Source organism: Marinobacter sp. (genome assembly GCF_040882185.1).
Classification (GTDB): domain Bacteria; phylum Pseudomonadota; class Gammaproteobacteria; order Pseudomonadales; family Oleiphilaceae; genus Marinobacter.
The window spans coordinates 1-17,625 of the sequence record NZ_JBBEBW010000021.1 but is presented as its reverse complement, the minus strand read 5'-3'; the positions used below and the strand labels follow the sequence as shown (position 1 = coordinate 17,625).

The 17,625-nt window shown below is 55.0% G+C and carries 17 protein-coding genes; 9 read left to right on the top strand and 8 right to left on the bottom strand.

The genetic code is table 11. The features are described 5' to 3' along the window. Positions 1-188 precede the first annotated feature (188 nt). The 6 genes from WEB64_RS12560 to WEB64_RS12535 all read left to right on the top strand — a co-directional run bounded on the left by WEB64_RS12560 (position 189) and on the right by WEB64_RS12535 (position 6,086). Positions 189-1,232, top strand: a complete 1,044-nt coding sequence (locus WEB64_RS12560) for a 2-dehydropantoate 2-reductase (protein WP_368060800.1) — start codon at positions 189-191, stop codon at positions 1,230-1,232. 436 nt (positions 1,233-1,668) lie between these two features. Beyond that, positions 1,669-1,941 carry a ComEA family DNA-binding protein gene (locus WEB64_RS12555; RefSeq protein WP_368060799.1) on the top strand — a complete coding sequence of 91 codons (273 nt, stop codon included), beginning with the start codon at positions 1,669-1,671 and terminating at the stop codon, positions 1,939-1,941. 215 nt (positions 1,942-2,156) lie between these two features. Next, entirely contained in the window at positions 2,157-2,954 is a 798-nt protein-coding gene (locus tag WEB64_RS12550) for a (Fe-S)-binding protein (RefSeq protein WP_368060798.1), read from the top strand. Continuing rightward, on the top strand, positions 2,951-4,459 hold the full coding sequence (locus WEB64_RS12545; protein WP_368060797.1) for a LutB/LldF family L-lactate oxidation iron-sulfur protein: 1,509 nt from the start codon (positions 2,951-2,953) through the stop codon (positions 4,457-4,459). Before WEB64_RS12550 ends, WEB64_RS12545 begins: the two co-directional genes overlap by 4 nt. Continuing rightward, the gene (locus tag WEB64_RS12540) at positions 4,456-5,115 is read left to right on the top strand and encodes a lactate utilization protein C (RefSeq protein WP_368060796.1); all 660 of its coding nucleotides are present in this window, start codon (positions 4,456-4,458) and stop codon (positions 5,113-5,115) included. The genes WEB64_RS12545 and WEB64_RS12540 overlap by 4 nt, the downstream gene beginning before the upstream one ends. Further along, the gene (locus WEB64_RS12535) at positions 5,112-6,086 is read left to right on the top strand and encodes a DMT family transporter (RefSeq protein ID WP_368060795.1); all 975 of its coding nucleotides are present in this window, start codon (positions 5,112-5,114) and stop codon (positions 6,084-6,086) included. The genes WEB64_RS12540 and WEB64_RS12535 overlap by 4 nt, the downstream gene beginning before the upstream one ends. 32 nt (positions 6,087-6,118) lie before the next feature. Here WEB64_RS12535 and gloA read toward each other — a convergent pair whose 3' ends face one another. After that, on the bottom strand, positions 6,119-6,667 hold the full coding sequence (gloA, locus tag WEB64_RS12530; protein ID WP_368060794.1) for a lactoylglutathione lyase: 549 nt from the start codon (positions 6,665-6,667) through the stop codon (positions 6,119-6,121). A 186-nt stretch (positions 6,668-6,853) separates the two neighbouring features. Between gloA and WEB64_RS12525 the strand changes: the two genes are divergently transcribed. The 3 genes from WEB64_RS12525 to WEB64_RS12515 all read left to right on the top strand — a co-directional run bounded on the left by WEB64_RS12525 (position 6,854) and on the right by WEB64_RS12515 (position 11,079). Next, positions 6,854-7,642, top strand: a complete 789-nt coding sequence (locus WEB64_RS12525) for a substrate-binding periplasmic protein (RefSeq protein ID WP_368060793.1) — start codon at positions 6,854-6,856, stop codon at positions 7,640-7,642. 123 nt (positions 7,643-7,765) lie between these two features. Beyond that, complete coding sequence (locus tag WEB64_RS12520; RefSeq protein ID WP_368060792.1) at positions 7,766-8,824, top strand: YbhN family protein; 1,059 nt, start codon at positions 7,766-7,768, stop codon at positions 8,822-8,824. Further along, positions 8,821-11,079, top strand: a complete 2,259-nt coding sequence (locus WEB64_RS12515) for a glycosyltransferase (protein WP_368060791.1) — start codon at positions 8,821-8,823, stop codon at positions 11,077-11,079. The genes WEB64_RS12520 and WEB64_RS12515 overlap by 4 nt, the downstream gene beginning before the upstream one ends. Here WEB64_RS12515 and WEB64_RS12510 read toward each other — a convergent pair. The 7 genes from WEB64_RS12510 to WEB64_RS12480 all read right to left on the bottom strand — a co-directional run bounded on the left by WEB64_RS12510 (position 11,076) and on the right by WEB64_RS12480 (position 17,531). Beyond that, complete coding sequence (locus tag WEB64_RS12510) at positions 11,076-11,810, bottom strand: YdiY family protein (protein ID WP_368060790.1); 735 nt, start codon at positions 11,808-11,810, stop codon at positions 11,076-11,078. The two genes, WEB64_RS12515 and WEB64_RS12510, sit on opposite strands and share 4 nt — an antisense overlap. 102 nt (positions 11,811-11,912) lie before the next feature. Then, on the bottom strand, positions 11,913-12,911 hold the full coding sequence (locus WEB64_RS12505) for a rhodanese-related sulfurtransferase (RefSeq protein WP_368060789.1): 999 nt from the start codon (positions 12,909-12,911) through the stop codon (positions 11,913-11,915). Between the two features lie 45 nt (positions 12,912-12,956). Continuing rightward, the gene (locus tag WEB64_RS12500; protein WP_368060788.1) at positions 12,957-13,787 is read right to left on the bottom strand and encodes a S1 RNA-binding domain-containing protein; all 831 of its coding nucleotides are present in this window, start codon (positions 13,785-13,787) and stop codon (positions 12,957-12,959) included. A 17-nt stretch (positions 13,788-13,804) separates the two neighbouring features. Further along, a complete protein-coding gene (locus tag WEB64_RS12495) occupies positions 13,805-15,208 on the bottom strand; it encodes a DEAD/DEAH box helicase (RefSeq protein ID WP_368060787.1) in 1,404 nt (467 codons plus the stop codon). Positions 15,209-15,314: 106 nt separating this feature from the next. After that, entirely contained in the window at positions 15,315-16,049 is a 735-nt protein-coding gene (locus tag WEB64_RS12490; protein ID WP_368060786.1) for a DsbA family protein, read from the bottom strand. A 178-nt stretch (positions 16,050-16,227) separates the two neighbouring features. Continuing rightward, positions 16,228-16,668 (bottom strand): hypothetical protein, encoded by a 441-nt coding sequence (locus WEB64_RS12485; RefSeq protein ID WP_368060785.1) that lies wholly within the window; start codon positions 16,666-16,668, stop codon positions 16,228-16,230. Then, positions 16,665-17,531 (bottom strand): DUF6502 family protein, encoded by an 867-nt coding sequence (locus WEB64_RS12480; RefSeq protein WP_368060784.1) that lies wholly within the window; start codon positions 17,529-17,531, stop codon positions 16,665-16,667. The genes WEB64_RS12485 and WEB64_RS12480 overlap by 4 nt, the downstream gene beginning before the upstream one ends. Positions 17,532-17,625 lie beyond the last annotated feature (94 nt).

Below are 17,625 nucleotides of genomic sequence, written 5' to 3'. Positions count from 1 at the left end.
ACGTACTCGCGCGGCGTGTCCGGGAAGATGCCTCTCCCTCCCGCAGCCCACCAAAACCTGCTCGTCTGGGTTTTGCATTGCGTTCCGGGGAGAAACCCACATCGCGAAAGATGCTGTATAGTTAATACAAGCGAGCAGCTTCCCAAACCATTTGGGAGGCCAAATTCAGAAAATCAAAAGGCCCGCCTATGACAGATTCAAGCCGTATTGTAATTTTCGGCGCTGGCAGTGTTGGCTGTTACGTTGGCGGCCGACTGCTATCTGCCGGGGCAGACGTAAAGATGATCGGACGTCCCCGCCTGCAGCAACTTCTTGAAAAACACCCGTTGACGATCACCGATTATAAGGGCTTCGAGTTTCAGACCACGCTGGAACCCGGCACCTACTCTACTGATCCTGCCGATGCCAAAGATGCAGACCTAGTGATTGTTACCACCAAATCCGGCGGTACCGAAGCGGCTGGCCTCCAACTGGCAGAGTTCCTAAAACCCGGCACCCCGGTGATCAGCCTGCAGAATGGCATTAACAATGCTGAGCGATTGCAGGCAACCTTGCCGGAATGCGTGGTGTTGGCTGGCATGATTCCGTTTAACGTGCTGCAAAAAGCCCACGGGCATTTTCATCACGGTACTGAAGGCCATCTGATGGCGACCAGTCACCCGGCCCTTGAGCCATTCCTGTACTGGTTCCAGCGCGCAGGCCTGCCGCTGGAAGAACGGGATGATATGCCGTCGGTGATGTGGTCCAAGTTGTTGCTGAATCTGAATAATCCCATTAATGCTCTGTCGGGTATGCCCTTACTGGAGGAGTTGTCCCAGCGGGATTACCGCCGTTGCCTGGCGCTGGCCCAGCAGGAGACCCTGACATTGATGGAGATGGCTGGCATTCCAACCATCAAACTGACAGCGATCCCGACGCCTGCCATTCCCTACCTGATGAAATCGCCGGACTGGTTTTTCTCACGGTTCGCTAAAAAGATGTTGACCATTGACCCGATTGCCCGCTCATCCATGTGGGAAGATCTGGAAGCCGGACGGCCAACGGAAGTCGACTGGATCAACGGCGAGGTCGTTCGCCTGGCAGAGCGCCTTAACCTGCGCGCGCCGATCAATCAGGCGCTTGCGAACCTCATCCATCAGCACGAACAGGGGCTCCGTCAGCCATGGCCTGCGGATGATCTGTTGAAATATCTTAATCAGGCTCAGAACGACTATCACCCGGTGGGTGGTTGAATCTGACGAGACTTCTTGCAGGACTACACCCGTGTAATCTATCTCGCACACGCGGTACTAACAAAGGCTTGTTTTCTCCCCCCGGCAACCGCGTAGACTTGTTTTCAGCACGGAGGCAGTACTCGCAAGGATTGCGGGGTTGCAGGGACGCGCCGCTTGAAAGGAATTCAGGCATGCAGGATGCAAACACGGAAGAATTTCACGGATGACTCGATAAACAGGGACGGTTGAGGCCTGACGGATCAGGCAGTATTTGGCCACGGATAGGGTACACAGGGACTGTGCACCTCTCCGTGACTCCCTCTGATCGATCCTTCGTTTATTCCTTTCTCTTTGCGCCCATTGCTTTCTTTCTTTTGAGTTCAGCTTTGTGAATCCGCATCTCCCGAGTCTGTTTTCGGCTTTTAAAACCAAAACCCGAAACAAGGAGCCCTTTATGGCCCGCACATCTTTTCTTGCCACACTTGTATTGCTGTTCTCACTCGCCACCGGTTTTGCCTCTGCCAACCCTGGCGAGGCTATCAACATCAACGAAGCCGATGTGGCTACCTTGGCGAACCTGAACGGCATCGGAGAAGCCAAAGCCGAAGCGATTATTTCCTACCGCGAACAGAATGGCCCGTTCGCTACTGTCAGTGATTTGGGCAATGTCAAAGGCATTGGAGCAAAGACACTTGAAACAAATGCCGAGCGACTGACGGTTAAATAACCTCCGCATCAAGCACGCGGATTTCCAGGGCCTCGCCTGCGAGGCTTCTGACTTACTCCCTTCCGCGCTCACCAGAATTTTCCCCTCCAAAGCTTTTGCATCGAAAGTCGCCTAGACAGGCCAAGCTGTGCTGCCTATCGTAAGAGGATAAGAAGGCGATTGATTCACACGAATCATGCACGCCCCCCTACCTGCTCGGGAGAATGACAATAACAATGACTGACGCCATTAAACTGTACCCCTCCAAGCCACAGAAGGTGTATTTCTACGGCACCTGCCTGATTGATCTGTTTTACCCTGAAGCAGGTATGGCGGGCATCCAATTGCTTGAGCGCGAAGGTATCGAGGTTATTTTCCCTCGGGATCAGACCTGTTGCGGCCAGCCTGCCTACACCTCCGGTTATCACGATGAAGCCCGCTCTGTGGCGGCTGCACAGCTTGACCTGTTCCCGGATGATTGGCCCATTGTGGTGCCGTCCGGCTCCTGTGGCGGCATGATGCGCAAGCATTACCCGGACCTGTTCAAGGGTTTACCCCAGGCGGAGAAAGCCAACGCGGTTGCCAGCCGGGTTTGGGAATTGACGGATTTCCTGCTCAATGTTTGCCACATCAAGCTGCAGGACCTCGGGCAACCCACTACCGTGGCAATGCATACGTCCTGTTCTGCCCGGCGCGAGATGGGCGTTGCTGAAGTCGGGCCGAAGCTACTCGGGCAACTTGCCAATGTGACGCTGGTTGAGCAGGTGCGGGCCGAGGAATGCTGCGGGTTTGGTGGCACGTTTGCGGTTCGGCATCCGGAAATTTCAGGCGCGATGGTTACCGATAAAGTTGCCAGCCTGGTCGAGGCCGGAGCACCGGAATTTGTCACCACCGATTGCGGTTGCCTGATGAATATTGCTGGCTGCGCGGAGAAATCTGCCCGCCCGCTCAGCGGCCAGCACATACTGAGTTTTCTGTGGCAGCGCGTCTCAGGCTCGCCCATGGACCCGGTTGAGGGAGATTCACACTCATGAACCAGCCGATTTCACATGCACACACAGATCACGATGCGGTCGTACAGCAGTTCCATCCCCGGGCCAAAGTAGCGCTTGCGAACCCGCAAATCCGGAGTAATTTCCGCAACGCCATGGACGGCTTGATGAGCAAGCGCCGCTCCGCATTTGAAGGCTGGGAACTGGAAACTCTACGGGAGCTTGGCGCCAACATTCGCCAACGGGCACTCGCCAATCTGCCGGACCTTCTGGAACAGCTGGAAAAGAAACTGACCGATAATGGTGTTCGGGTGCATTGGGCCAACGACGGCGACGAGGCCTGCCGCATCATCCGCAATATCTGTGTCGCCCGGAATGCCAAAACGGTCATCAAGGGCAAATCCATGGTCTCCGAGGAAATGGAGCTCAACCATTACCTTGAGGAACAGGGCATTGAAGCGCTGGAATCGGACCTGGGTGAATATATTGTGCAATTGGCCGAGGAAACGCCGTCGCACATCATCATGCCTGCGATCCATAAGAACACTGAGGAAATCTCCGAGTTGTTGCACGAGAAAACCGGCACCAACCGCTCCCACGATGTGAACTACCTGACCGCCAGCGCCCGCCAGCAATTGCGTGAAAAATTCATGAATGCCGATGTGGGGGTTTCCGGCGTCAATTTCGCGGTCGCTGAAACCGGCACCCTGTGCCTGGTGGAAAACGAAGGTAATGGCCGCATGACCACGACCGTGCCCCCTTGTCACATAGCCGTGACGGGCATCGAAAAAGTGGTTGGGACCATGGAAGATGTAACCGGCCTGCTGGCCTTGCTGACTCGCTCTGCCACCGGCCAGCACATCACTACCTACTTCAATATGATATCCCGCCCGCGCCAGCCCCATGAACTGGATGGCCCGGAAGAGGTTCATCTGGTATTGGTGGATAACGGTCGCTCCACGATTTACCAGGACGATGAACTGCTGGATACCCTGCGCTGCATCCGCTGCGGCGCGTGTATGAACCATTGCCCGGTGTATACCCGGGTGGGCGGCCATGTTTATGGCACGACCTACCCCGGCCCCATCGGCTCTATCCTCATGCCCCATATGCTAGGGCTTGAAGCAACACAACATATGCCGACAGCCTCATCATTATGCGGCGCTTGCGGTGAGGTCTGCCCGGTCAAAATTCCAATACCGGACTTGCTGGTACGTCTGCGCAGAGAATCGGTAGATGGTGATTCCGAAAGAGCCAGCGATGTACGCGGGCATGGCATCAAGCGTCGGCGCCTGGAAGCCACGGCCTGGCTGGGATGGCGCTGGATGCACAGTCAGCCCTGGCTATACCGATTGGGCACCTCGATATCAGCCCGCTTCCGCAATCTTCTGCCCAAAACCCTGGGAGGCTGGACACAGTACCGGTCGGCGCCAAAGCTGGCGCCAACAACACTGCACCAGATGATGGAACGGCGGACGTCTTCAGAAAAACCGTCCCCTCAGTCGCCCCAGCGTCGTAACGCACCCCAGCGGGAGAACCTGTCATGAGCGCGCGGGAACAGATATTACAGCGTCTGCGGAACCGCCATGGCAATGAAATTGCGGTACCGGCAACAGACTTCAGCGTAATCGCCGATCGCGAATGGTCAGCGGCAGAAAAGCTGGACCGGTTCCAGCGGATGATTGAGTCTGTCCATGGCGAGGTGCACCGCGCGAACGAAGATGATTGGCTCGATACGCTGGCTGACATCCTGCAAGCACGATCCGCCCGGAATTTGCTGGTGCCCGTAAAGCACACTATCGGCCAGACTATCCGGGAGGCCGACCGGCCTGACTTGCCGGAACTACTGAGTTACGACGCTCCAATCGAACAATGGCAGCCCGCGTTGTTCAACGACGTCGATGCTGCGATTACCTCAACCCGAGGCGCCATTGCCGAAACCGGCTCGCTGATTCTCTGGCCCAACGCAGACGAGCCGCGCCTCATGAGCCTGGTGCCGCCGATACACATTGCCGTTCTGGAAGCAGACCAGATCTTCGCCACCTTCCACGAAGCCATCGCCCTGCAACGGTGGGCTTCCGGCATGCCCACCAACGCCCTGCTAATATCCGGTCCCTCAAAAACCGCCGACATCGAACAAACCCTCGCCTACGGCGTTCACGGACCGAAGGAGTTGATCGTTATAGTGATTGGGGCGGAGTGAAGTCAGCCCATAGAACCCCCGCCCAGATCAGCGTTATCAAGGGCGCCCTGCTGATAGCCTTGGCGGCTGCCTTGTGGGCGACGACCGGGATTGCTGCGAAATTCCTGTTTACCGGCAGTGAACTGGAACCGCTGACCCTTGGCCTAGTGCGGCTCAGTATTGCCTTTCCCTGTTTTTTTGTACTGATGCTATGGGAGCGACGCCACACGGATACCAGCCAGCGTGCCCGCATCACCCCCAGAATACTGCTGGCACTGGCGGCGCTCGGGGTCTTCCAGGCAGCATATCAAGGCACCTATCTGGTGGCGGTGGATCTAACCGGCGCTGGCATCGCGACGCTGATCGCCCTGTGTCTGTCACCGGTCATCGTTGCGATTCTGGCGGCGCCGATTCTGGGAGAAAAACCCGGCCTGACCACCCTCATCGCTTTGATTGCAGCTATTGGTGGCACAGCGTTACTGGTGGTTGGCGATATGAACACTACCGGGAACATCCGAATTGCAGGTATCGCCATGGCATTGGCGGCGGCCTTTGTTTATGCAGGCTTCACGCTGACCAGCCGACACGCCGCCAGCGGCGCACCGGTATTCGCCACTGCGTTTGTCTGCTTTTTTACCGGGGCACTAGCCTTACTGCCCATCGTAGCGTTGTCCGGCGGCCTGGCTCAGCTACAGAGTTTAGACACCGTTGACTGGTTGCTGGTGGTGTATATCGGCCTGGTTCCGACGTGTCTGGGGTATTTGTGCTTTTTTGCGGGCATGAAGAATACACCGGCCACTACCTCCAGCATCATCGTGACGCTGGAACCACTGTTCGTGGCGGCGCTGGCCTGGATGATTCTGGGGGAAAACCTGGGCGCCATAGGTGTGCTTGGGGCAGTTATCCTCACCATTGCAGTTGTGGTAGCCTCCCGCTCCGGCGCCGCCCGCAAGCCTGAGATCAAGGGGAGTGAAGACGCTCCGGCAGCTTGATAACAGGTTGCTTCCAAGCGGTTTCCGTCGGGTTAATCGTCCTTGCGCAACTTCTCGAGCATATTCGGCTGTAATATCTCAATCCAGTAGCCATCAGGGTCCTTGATGAATGCGAGACCTTTCATTTTGCCATCGTCCGGACGCTTCACGAACTCCACTCCGAGTTTTTCAAACCGGTCGGCTGCGTTGTACACATCCGGCACTGCGATACCAATGTGTCCAAACCCCTGAGGTTCGTCATTGCCATTGTGGTATTCGAATTTCTGGTCAGTTTCGGTGCCCCAGTTGTGGGTTAACTCCAGCATGGCCTCACGGCCAAATATGAAGGTGGTTCTGTGAGCATCGTCAGCGGGTACGGTGGTGGCTTGCCGGTCATCAAGATAGGCAAGGAAGTAGAGCGTGAACTTCATTTCCGGGAAATCGAGCTTGCGGACCAGTCGCATGCCCATAATACGAGTGTAAAAGTCGAGGCTTCGTTCCGGATCCTTGATCCTCAGCATGGTCTGGTTGAAGACATAACCGTCGGTTTCGGGAACGTTTTCATCGTATAGGCCGGGGGCCTGTTCAAAATGGCGATGCATGTTTGCACTCCGCTAACAGGATGAATGGTCGACCCTATACATGCTTGTGTTTGGGGCTGATTTCAAGGGGTCTCGTTTGCAGATCGCCGTAAGTCTGTTGCTGGCGGGTTTTACAGTAGTTTGCGGACTTTTTCCCTGGAGACGCTATACTTTAAAACACACGTTATTTTAACAACATGAGGCTCAATGGCACCGCTGAACGGATTTGTACTTGGAGTCTTATTTTCGCTTAGCGTCGCTCCCCATACGTTTGCTACTCAACACTCCGCCCATGAGCTGATCTTCAACATCGGTATGGGTAGTATCCCCCCGTACACCATCAAGCAGGAAGACGGTTCAGTCAGAGGTATTTTCTGGGATGTTCTGTCCCGCATAGCGCGAGAATATGATTACTCGGTGGTTGCGACTGAGGTCCCTACCAACCGCGTTGACGACTTCATGCTTGAGGGCCGCGTGGACGTCACGATGCGCGCAATTGAATGGACCAGGGAATCTCATCGTTTCCTGTTTACAGATCCTGTCACCGTAGCCCGGGACGTCGTGTTCACCCGCAAGGATCATCCCCTGCATCTGGAAACTCTAGAAGATCTCGCTGGCAAAACCCTCATTACCCACCTCGGTTATAGCTACCCTATGCTGGAGCACCTGTTTGAGTCCGGCCAGACCGTCAGGCTCGAGCTCCACGATGAAGTCAGCATGTTTCGCAGGCTTGCGGGCGCAAAGCGCTTTGATGGACTGCTGACCAATGATCGTAGCGGACTCTGGATCATGCGAAAGCATGGCTGGGAGGATGAATTCCAGGTTGAAGCGATGATTTTGAATGAATCGCCCTACCGGCTGATGCTCGCCCCGCGCTGGTCCCATTTCGTTGCGCTGTTTAATCGAGAACTGGCGGAAATGAAAGAAAACGGCGAGCTGGCCAGTATTATCGCCTCATACGACGATACGGCACTGACCAAGGAAGCACCTCAATGATAGTTTACGGCCATTGAATTGGTTGAAACCGTCGTCTGCAACAGCTTGTCTGACGCGCTGTTCACTGGACACCCCCCCTCCCTGACGCAGTAAACTGCGGGCTCTCATCACGACGAGCTCGCCATGACAGATCATATTCAAACCGATGAGCCGCCACGCACAGCCTGGCGTAGACTGACACTGTTCAGCCTATTGTTTCTGGGGCTGACAGCGGCAGGCTTGTACACAGTTTACAGCCAGTTTGCAGGTAAGAGCTTTTCCTTTGATTTCCGGCTACTCCAACCGGGTACTGTGGCGGCTTTGCTAGGGTTACTGACGGTGTATTTTGTGGCTGATGGACTGCGACTGCACTACACGCTCAAGGCGCTGGGTCACAACCTATCATTCCGGGCCCTGTTTCGCCTGGTTTTCATTAACCTGTTCATCTCCAACGTGACGCCGATGGCTACTGGTGGTGGTGTGGCGCAGGTCTGGTATCTGCAACGCTATGGTATCCCCATTGGACGGGCGACCGCTGCCACGACCATTCGAACCGTCCTGGCGATTTTTTTTATTTTTTCACTGACGCCAGTGTTTCTGCTGACCCTGAATGCCCTTGAGAACCAGCCCATTCTAAAAGATGTGAGCGTGGCCCTCGCGGCCTTTATCCTGCTCTACCTGGGCTTTTTTGCGGTAGTGCTGTTCCGAACCCGCTGGCTGATCGGGCCGCTGTCGAAGCTCTTACATCTGTTGCGCCGCTTTCACCTGCTGAGTGCAAAGAGACACTTACGTTGGCAATACAAGGCCCGGCGTGAAATGTTGAGGTTCTCCTACAGTTTCAGTGAATACCTGCATGGCCCGCGACTAAGCGTGTGCCTGTCCGTCGTCTTTACGGCGGTGTTCCTGCTCAGCCTGTTCAGTTTCCCTGCCTTGCTGATTGCGAGTCTGGATTACGATGTCAACTACGTGACAAGCACCGGCTTGCTGGTTGTAACGACCTTCATCATGTACTTCTCCCCAACTCCTGGCGCCTCCGGTATTTCCGAAGGGGTTTTCGGGAGCTTCTTCCGTGACATACTATCCGCAAACCATCTGATACTGGTGATCATCACCTGGCGTCTGCTGACTATTTATCTGGGCATGATTGCCGGGCTGATCATATTTCAGCGAGAGCTTGCCCGTCGCAGGAAGGATTCTCAATGATCAGGCGCCAGCCCCTGAAAGCGGTGTTTTACCTGAACGTGCTGATTGTGACGTTACTGATCGGCTATAAGGCCTACCTGAACTTTTTTGAACCCAGCTTCAAAGCCATTCATACCGAACAGGTCGAGCGTATCCATAACCTGCTGGCGGAGCGGGATACCTTCAGTTTTGCCGTGGTAGGCAATATCAACAACTCTGTTGGCATCTTCGAGCGCAAGATCATCCCGATGATCAACAACGCGGGGGTAGATTTCGTCGTGTCTGCTGGTAACGCCGTCAGCAGCGGTAGTGAAGACAAGTACCGCGCGGCCCAGGGCACCCTCAGCTATCTGAACATGCCCTACCTGCTGACGTTCGGGCAGCATGAATACGAGAGTTTCGGCAGCTTTCGGTTCTACGAGCATTTCGGCCCTCATTTTTTCAACGTCCGGGCGGGCAACAGCCGATTTATCTTCCTGGACAGTACCGGAAAAACCCCGTGGCGATGGCAGACGCGCTGGTTGCGGGACATCCTCAGCCAGAACAGTACGGACCACACCTTTCTGTTTGTCGGCCACCCGCTGATGCGCAGCGGAGAGGATGTGCTGTTCGATGAGGATGAGGACTACCTTCATCCGAACGAATTCCGGGACGAACTCATTGCCATCATTCGCGAATACAATATTGATGCGGTGTTCTCTGCCAATATTTCGCAATACGACAGCCAGCAACACTACGGTACCGAGTTCATTATTTCAGGCGGCGCAGGCGGCCTGATGCTTAACAATGACGTGAGCTTTCATCACTTTGTGAAGGTCTCGGTGAATGCCGACTCGGTCGCCACCGAGCTTGTGCCGCTGGAAATCAGCCAGCAGCCAGTGTTCAAGCATTTGGAAAGCCTGTGGTTCTTCGTTTATTCGTTGTTCTATGTGGGCTATGTCAATTTCATATTGATCATCAGTGCGCTGACGCTCATCGCCATCAAACTGTATGCCATCGTGTTTGTCGGTAAGGACTATTACCCGGATTATGATCTTGATCCTACGCCCTGGCTCGACAAGCCGCTACGGGTCGCCATGTTTACCAACAACTATCTGCCGTTTATCGGCGGCGTCCCGATATCCATTGCACGCCTGCGCCGAGGCCTCCAAACTTCCGGCAACCCCACATTAGTGGTCGCGCCCCGCTATAAAGACCAGCCGGAAAAAGAAGACCATGTGTTACGGGTACCCTCACTTCTGGCAATGGGTGAGAAGCGGGAATTCCGGTTAGCCAATATTTTCCTCGGCAGAATTCGAAAGCGTGTGAAAGCGTTCAAGCCGGATATCATTCACCTCCATCATCCGTTCTGGCTAGGCTCCTTGGGGCTATTTGTGGCCCGCAGGCTTCGTATTCCCGCTATTTACACCTACCACACGCGGCTTGAGCATTACGCCCATTTCGTGCCATTGCCTGGCACGCTGTTCCGCAACCTGATATCACATGCGCTGATCAAACGCTTCGCCAACAAATGCGACGCGGTCATAGTGCCTACCTACTCCACCGAAGAGTACCTGCGCATGATCGGGGTGAAATCACCGACCTACGTGCAACCTACAGGTATTGAGTACGAGCGTTTTCAGAGCGTGACTGACGAACAGGTGAACGCCTTACGATCTCAGCTCGGGCTTGGTGATGAGCGTATTTTTATCAGCGTCTCGCGGCTCTCCAACGAGAAGAACATCGACTTCATGTTCGATGCCATTGCCAGCCTGAAAACCAGGACCCAGAAGCCTTTCCGGTTCCTGATGATCGGCGATGGCCACCAGCGGGATCGCCTGCAGAAGCGGGTTGAAAACCTGAATCTTCAGGATGTCATTACGCTGGTCGGGGCAGTCCCGCCCGATGATATGGCAACCTACTATCAACTTGGGGATCTTTTCCTTTTCGCCTCAAAATCGGAAACCCAGGGAATGGTCATTCTCGAAGCGATGGCCGCCGGTCTGCCGGTGGTGGCGGTGCGGTCGAGCGGTATTGATGATGTGGTCCGGCACGGATTCAACGGCTACAAGACGCCCGAGAACCGTGACCAGTGGCGGGATCGTATCGCCAGCCTGCTGGAAGACGATGACCTGCGCAAGACCCTGTCTGACAACGCCCTGGCATTTGCAAAGGATTATTCCATCGAACAATTTGCTCAGGATGTCAAAGTCATTTACGGCACAATTCTCGCTGCCAAGGTTAAACGGCAGGGTCCTGCCAGCGGTAGCAAATCTGAACCGCTGGCAACGGATTAAAACCCGTATAGCAGAGCAAGTGAGGTTTCAGTGTCAGTGTCCTCGTTACCCGGAGGTGCGTCAGACACGTTCTTGACTCTGAAGGCCACTTTCATTGACAGGTTATCCACCACGGTAGCCTGCAACGAGGTTTCAGACAGGGTAATGACATTGTTCTCGTCCAGACCTATTTCGGTACTGAGTTTCTGTCTAAACAACGAGTTCTCGGAAATACCGTAATCAAATTGGCCCGCCAGCCGGGCAATCGCCTCTTCTTCATCTCTGGAGCCGTCGTCATTCGGTTCCTTCAGTTTGTTAAACCGATAACCGCCACCGACCGAGAGATCCAGAAACGAGCGTTCTCCCCGCTCCCATACCCGGTTACCGTAACCGGTCGTGACCGAAGACTGGAAATCGTAGCCGGAAAAACGTTGATCATCGTAAGCACCCCGCAAAAATAAATACTGGCGTGCGTTGAACTTCAGATTGGTTTCAGCGGAAGCGGCGTAACGTTCCGCCGTGGTCTCTTCATCAGCTTTGGAATAAAGGGTGCGCAGCTCGAGCAGATTCCGCCACCGCACCACTTCATGGGCCAGCCCGAGACGGCCGTTAATATTGGTTTCCTCGGTGTTGCCGGAAGTGACCAGAACGCCAAGCTCTGCTTCGCCTTCCCAGTCACGGTCGCCGGACTGCGCAAAGGCAACCGAGGACCCAACGGCGAGCAGACAGGCCGCCACTTTTGATAACTGCATGACATCTCCTTTCAGGACTGTTAAACATAACATCATGATACATCAGGCATTTGTATCATGGTCATTACGTTTAACCAATGTCCTCAGATGCCAACCGTCTCTTCAGTGGCGCTCCCCCGCCAGGCTTTTGCGAGCCTGGAGCGCGCGTTGGGCCTGCTTTTCGGCTTTTTTGGCAGCAATAACCTTTGCGGCTTCTCCGCCCACATGAACCTCACCACGCTCCCGCGCCAGACGCATCTGCCGCTCCCGCTCTGCAAACCGCGACTTCTGCCCGGCTGACAAACTGTGGGCACACTGGTGGCAACTGACACCCTGCTCGTACTCCGGTCGCTGCTTGTCGGCTTCGGTAATCGGGCGGCGGCAGGCGTGGCACTGGTCGAAGTCGCCCCGCTCCAGGTTATGATTCACCGTTACGCGGTCATCAAATACAAAACAGTCACCCTGCCACAGGCTCTGGTCCTGGGGCACTTCTTCCAGATATTTCAGAATTCCGCCATGGAGATGATAGACCTCGTCAAAACCCTGTTCCTTCAGATACGCAGTGGATTTCTCGCAGCGGATACCACCGGTACAGAACATCGCCACTTTCTTATGCCGGGCCGGGTCGAGATGCTCCTTCACGTATTGGGGGAACTCGCGGAAGGTATCAGTGGCAGGATTAACAGCATTTCGGAAACTGCCAATTTCGACCTCATACTGGTTACGGGTGTCGATCACCAGTACCTCCGGGTCGGAAATCAGCGTATTCCAGTCTTTGGGCTGGACATAGGTACCAACGATACGCCGCGGGTCGATACCGTCAACGCCCATGGTGACAATTTCTTTCTTGAGCTTAACCTTGGTGCGCTTGAACGGCTGAATATCAACCAGCGATTCCTTATAGTCGATGCCGTCAAAGCGAGTATCACTGGCCAGCCATTGCTTGAGACTATCAACCCCCAGGCGGCTGCCAGCGATCGTGCCGTTGATGCCTTCAGGAGCCAGCAGCAGAGTGCCGCACACATCGTGCTGCTGCATCAAATCCAACAGGGGATGGCGAAGGGACTCAAAATCGTTCAGGACTGCGAACTTGTAGAGCGCGCAGACAACTACGTCGTTCATGGTTTTCTCCTGCGGTCCGGACCGTAAATCCGGAGCATGATGTGTTTATTCAATCAAGCGAATGCCGTCTTTCTCGATCAGGATCAGGTGCTTCTTATACAGAGCCCCAATGGCTTGTTTGAACACACCCTTGCTGACATTGAACGTTGAATAGATCGCTTCCGGAGCGCTTTTATCATTGAGCGGAAGAAAGCCATTGCTGGCCTTGAGCGAATCAATGATCGATTCGGCGAATTCACTGACTTTGCCATAACCCGGTTGGTACAGGCTTAGTTCAACCTTACCATCCTGCCGGATACGTCGGACATAGCCAGCGTGGGACTGACCTTTACGGACCGGTTTGAAAAGTTGGTCATGGTAAAGCAGGCCCCAGAATTGGTGATTAATCACGGCTTTGACACCAAGGTCTGTGGTGTCGCCAATAATCAGGCTGACTTCTTCGTTGTCGGCCAGGCCTTCGGCCTTGTCCTTGATAAAACGGTTGAGTTTGGTGGTTGCGGCCAGGCGTCCGGTATTGTCCTCGTAGATGTATACCAGATAAGAGCGACCTTCCTGCATCTTGACACCCTGCTCCGAAAACGGCACGAACAGGTCTTTTGACAGCCCCCAGTCAAGGAACGCCCCGACCTCGGAAACCGACACCACTTTCAGCCACGCACATTCATTGACCTGGGCTTTGGGTTTTTCCATGGTGGCAATCGGGCGGTCTTCGGAGTCCAGAGACACGAACACCATCAGCTTGTCCCCAGGCTTGCACTCAGCGGGGACATACCTCGTTGGCAACAGCAGCTCGCCGGTTGAACCAGCGTCCAGCCGGGCACCGATATCCTCGATGCGCAAGACCTTCAAACGAGCATAGCGCCCAACCTCAATCATAGTAGCTCCGGTGTTCATTATTCGGGTTTCGTGGTGTCTGTGCGCGCGGGGCGCTTGCCGGGATTTGGAGGTCGACGGCCCGGCGGTTTGGCGTTGGGTTTGCTCTTTCCGCCCTCTCCGCCTTTTTTGGCACTGGACGCACCGCCTTTGCCCGTCTTTCCAGAAGCCTTTCCGGCAGCTGTCTTTTTGGCCCTCAGTTTACCCGGTGACAGCTTTGGCCGCTTGGGCTTTTTAGGCTTGGTGGTCTTTTTAAGTTTCGCTGTGGGCTCTGGGGACACTGGCACATTGTGCTCAGGTTCGAAACCATTAATGAAATCCCGGACTATCTTCTTCTTCAGTAGCCGTTCGATACCGCGCAACTCAACCACTTCGTCGTGGCTCACCAGAGAGACGGCCCGGCCTTTGCTACCAGCACGACCGGTACGGCCAATTCGGTGGATGTAATCTTCCGCCACCTTTGGCAGGTCCATATTAACCACCAATGGCAGACTCTCGATATCCAGGCCCCGGGCCGCCACATCGGTGGCCACCAGGATGCCAATCTTGCCGGATTTGAAATCTTCCAGCGCTTTATTGCGCATCGCCTGGGAGCGGTCGCCATGGATCGCGGTGCAGGAAATGCCATCGGCATAAAGCTCTTTTACCAGTTTGTCGGCACCTTTTTTGGTTTTTACAAACACCAGTGCCTGAAACCAGCCACGGGAACGAATGAGATGGCTCAAGAGCTCACCCTTGCGCTTCTTGTCGACCGGATGCAGGTTATGCTGGACCGTCACAGCGGCCAATTCTTTCGGGCTGACGTCCACTTCCAGCGGGTGTTCCATAAACCCGCGGGCCAGGGTGCGGATATCGTCAGACAGGGTGGCTGAAAACAGCAGGTTCTGTCGCTTGGCTGGCAGCAGATCGAGGATTTTGCGGATATCGGTGATAAAACCTAGATCCAGCATCCGGTCCGCCTCATCCAGAATCAGCACTTCGAGCTGATCAAAGCGAACCGCGTTCTGGCGGTGAAGATCCAATAAGCGACCCGGTGTGGCCACGAGGATGTCCACACCTTTGCGCAGCTTCATCATCTGCGGGTTAATCCGTACCCCGCCATAAACCACGTCTGCGGTCAGTTTCATGTAACGACCATACAAGGCAACGCTACTGCCGACCTGAGCTGCAAGTTCACGGGTGGGTGTAAGAATCAACGCTCTTACAGAATTGCTGCGGACCGCTTCACCATGCTCAAGCCGATGCAACAACGGTAAGGTGAAACCTGCGGTTTTGCCGGTGCCAGTCTGGGCGGCCGCCAGCATGTCGCGGCCCTGGAGAATACCCGGGATTGCCTGCGCCTGAATGGGCGAAGGTTGTTTGTATCCGCGTTCCTCAATGGCCTGAAGCAAAGGTTCGGATAACTGGAGCGCGGCAAAAGACATGATAAAACCCTGGAAGATGCGTACTAGCCGCCCCGGCAATCGGGAACGGCCACGATGTGAGCGATTATACGGGTTTTACCGGCTGTTCGTGTAAGGGATACTGCAACTATTGACCAGCGCTGGCCAATTCGCGCTTAACTACGGCAGAAAGCTGCCCCCAGCCTGGCCGGGTCAGGCGGATATTATCCACCATAACAGTGGGCGTGCTCGTCACCTGTAGCTGGGTCGCCACTTCACGGCTACGATTAACCGCTTCAAGATGAAGTTCAGATGTCATACAACTTTTAAAACGACGCGCCTCCAGACCGAGATCCTCCGCGTAGCGGGTAAACACATCCACCGCAGAATCGGTAGCACTCCAGTCGGACTGGGAGCCAAACAGCTTATCGTGCATGGGCCAGTAAGCATTTTGATCACCAGCACAACGGGCGGCCAACGCGGCAGGTACCGCGTTCTCATGCTGACGCAATGGCAGGTCGTAGTAGACAAAGCGCACGTCACCGGATTCGACAAATTCTTCTTTCAACCTCTGGCTCGCGCTGGAAAACCGGGCGCAGGCGGGGCACTGGTAATCTGCGAATTCACGCACCACCACGGGGGCGTCGTCTTCCCCAATGGATACACCGTACTGATCCAGCTGGGCTGGAAACTCACCGGCGTTTTCGCTGGCCTTCGGCAAAGAATCCGAGTCCTGTGACGGTGGCCGGGTGGCAAAAAAGACAATCACCAGGATTATTGCAAATACTGATATGCCAGCGCTGACCCACAGCGGTTTTTTCTTTTCAACTTTGGTTTTCGGGGCCGGGGTGCCGGTCTCTTTACGACGTTTTGCTTCACCCATAGGTACTCCTTTTGATTCATTACTTAAGAGGCGACTATCAGAACACGCTGAGATTCCGGCGCTCCGGAAAAGTTCCGGCGCCCATACTAACAGGAGCTACTATGCCCGTCCCTTCCTCTTTGAAAAACCGGCCTACGCGGGAACCTTAAGACCTCCGGCGTAACCATGTTGTCTTCATTCATGATCGCTCCGAACTAGTACAGAATTCGCGGTCAGTATGCCGGGTCCGGTAACCCGCGCGGTTACCGGTATTGCCTCGCTGATGAGGGATATCTTCTCGGGGTATTTCTTCTGGCTGTTCCGAGGGGCTTGGCACATAGGCTGCCCGTCTCAACAGGAATATGCCGACTGCGGCCTGCTCGACCAGACCGGAATCCAGCAGCTCTTCGAGAATCCGGGCTGAGGAGTGCCCATTGACGACTCGCTCTACCAGGTTCAGCAAACCCCCGCCAGCTTCGTCTGTAAAAGGCAGCAACGCCGGTTCAAGGTTCTCATCCAGAAATTGGAGGTCCGTTAACCAACAACTGAGAACTTCCCTGGCGTACGGGGACAACAGCAGCTCAACCAGTTCAGTCGTCTCCCAGCCCTGAAAGCGATAGCAACGAAACATCACAGTCATGATTCGTTCTCCCCATCCCGGTCTGTCTGTATCGGATCTTCGAAATAGAATACGCTGACGCCGGTGCGCACCGAACCGTTATCAACTGGAGACGCGATATTTCCAGGAATGCGTTGAGATATATCCCGATCATAGGGCGCCAGCCACCGGTCCAGGGTCTCCAGAAGTTCCTGGGATTTCTGTGCAGCGTGGGCCCGCCATTTGTAGATAATTTCCGGTGGAATGTTGTCGTAGGTCAGGGTGCGCTGATACATCGGGGGGCGGACGGGCTGAGTCGTGGTCAGATTGTGATCAACAGTCGAAATCAGATCACCCACGTCTTCCCCGAATATGTGCAGCGTTTCCTGATCATCACCTGTGGGGATATACGCTTTCTTTCGCAAAATGAGCTTATCGGTATGCTCAACAACCCCTACGCGAACCAGTTCATCCAGAACGGCCCTGGGCGTCATGTCGCCGCTGTAGCGTTTGACGAGCTCCGAGAAGCTGTTAGGGCCATCAAAACCCAGCATGGCAGGCTCTCCCTCAGCGTCCTGAAAGTGTTTGTCCCGGACCCAACCGGAAACAACACGGGATGCTCGGTTAATGTGAAGACGGGATACTCTCTGAACCGACTCGTTTCGGGTCAATTCCCGCAGCCGCTTGATTTCCTTTCGGGTCAGCCCCGTCAATACGGCGGCCCTGGAATCGGTAGGCTTGCGGCGGCTGTCACGGAAATCTTCAAAAGCAGCTTCCACATACGCTTGCTTTACCAGTTCTGAAAATTCCCCAAACGACACCCCGTTACGCAGCAAGAGCCGCGCAAGGGGTCGCAGTATCCGCGCCAGAGCGCGATGGAGAGGTTTGGTATCAGACTCATTCATACTTGGGATTGTATTCCCATAGTCGATTCATGGCCAGCCGTGTAGCCGAAGAGCCGCCCCGGCCCAAAGAGGAAATAGGTCAGTCGGCGCCATC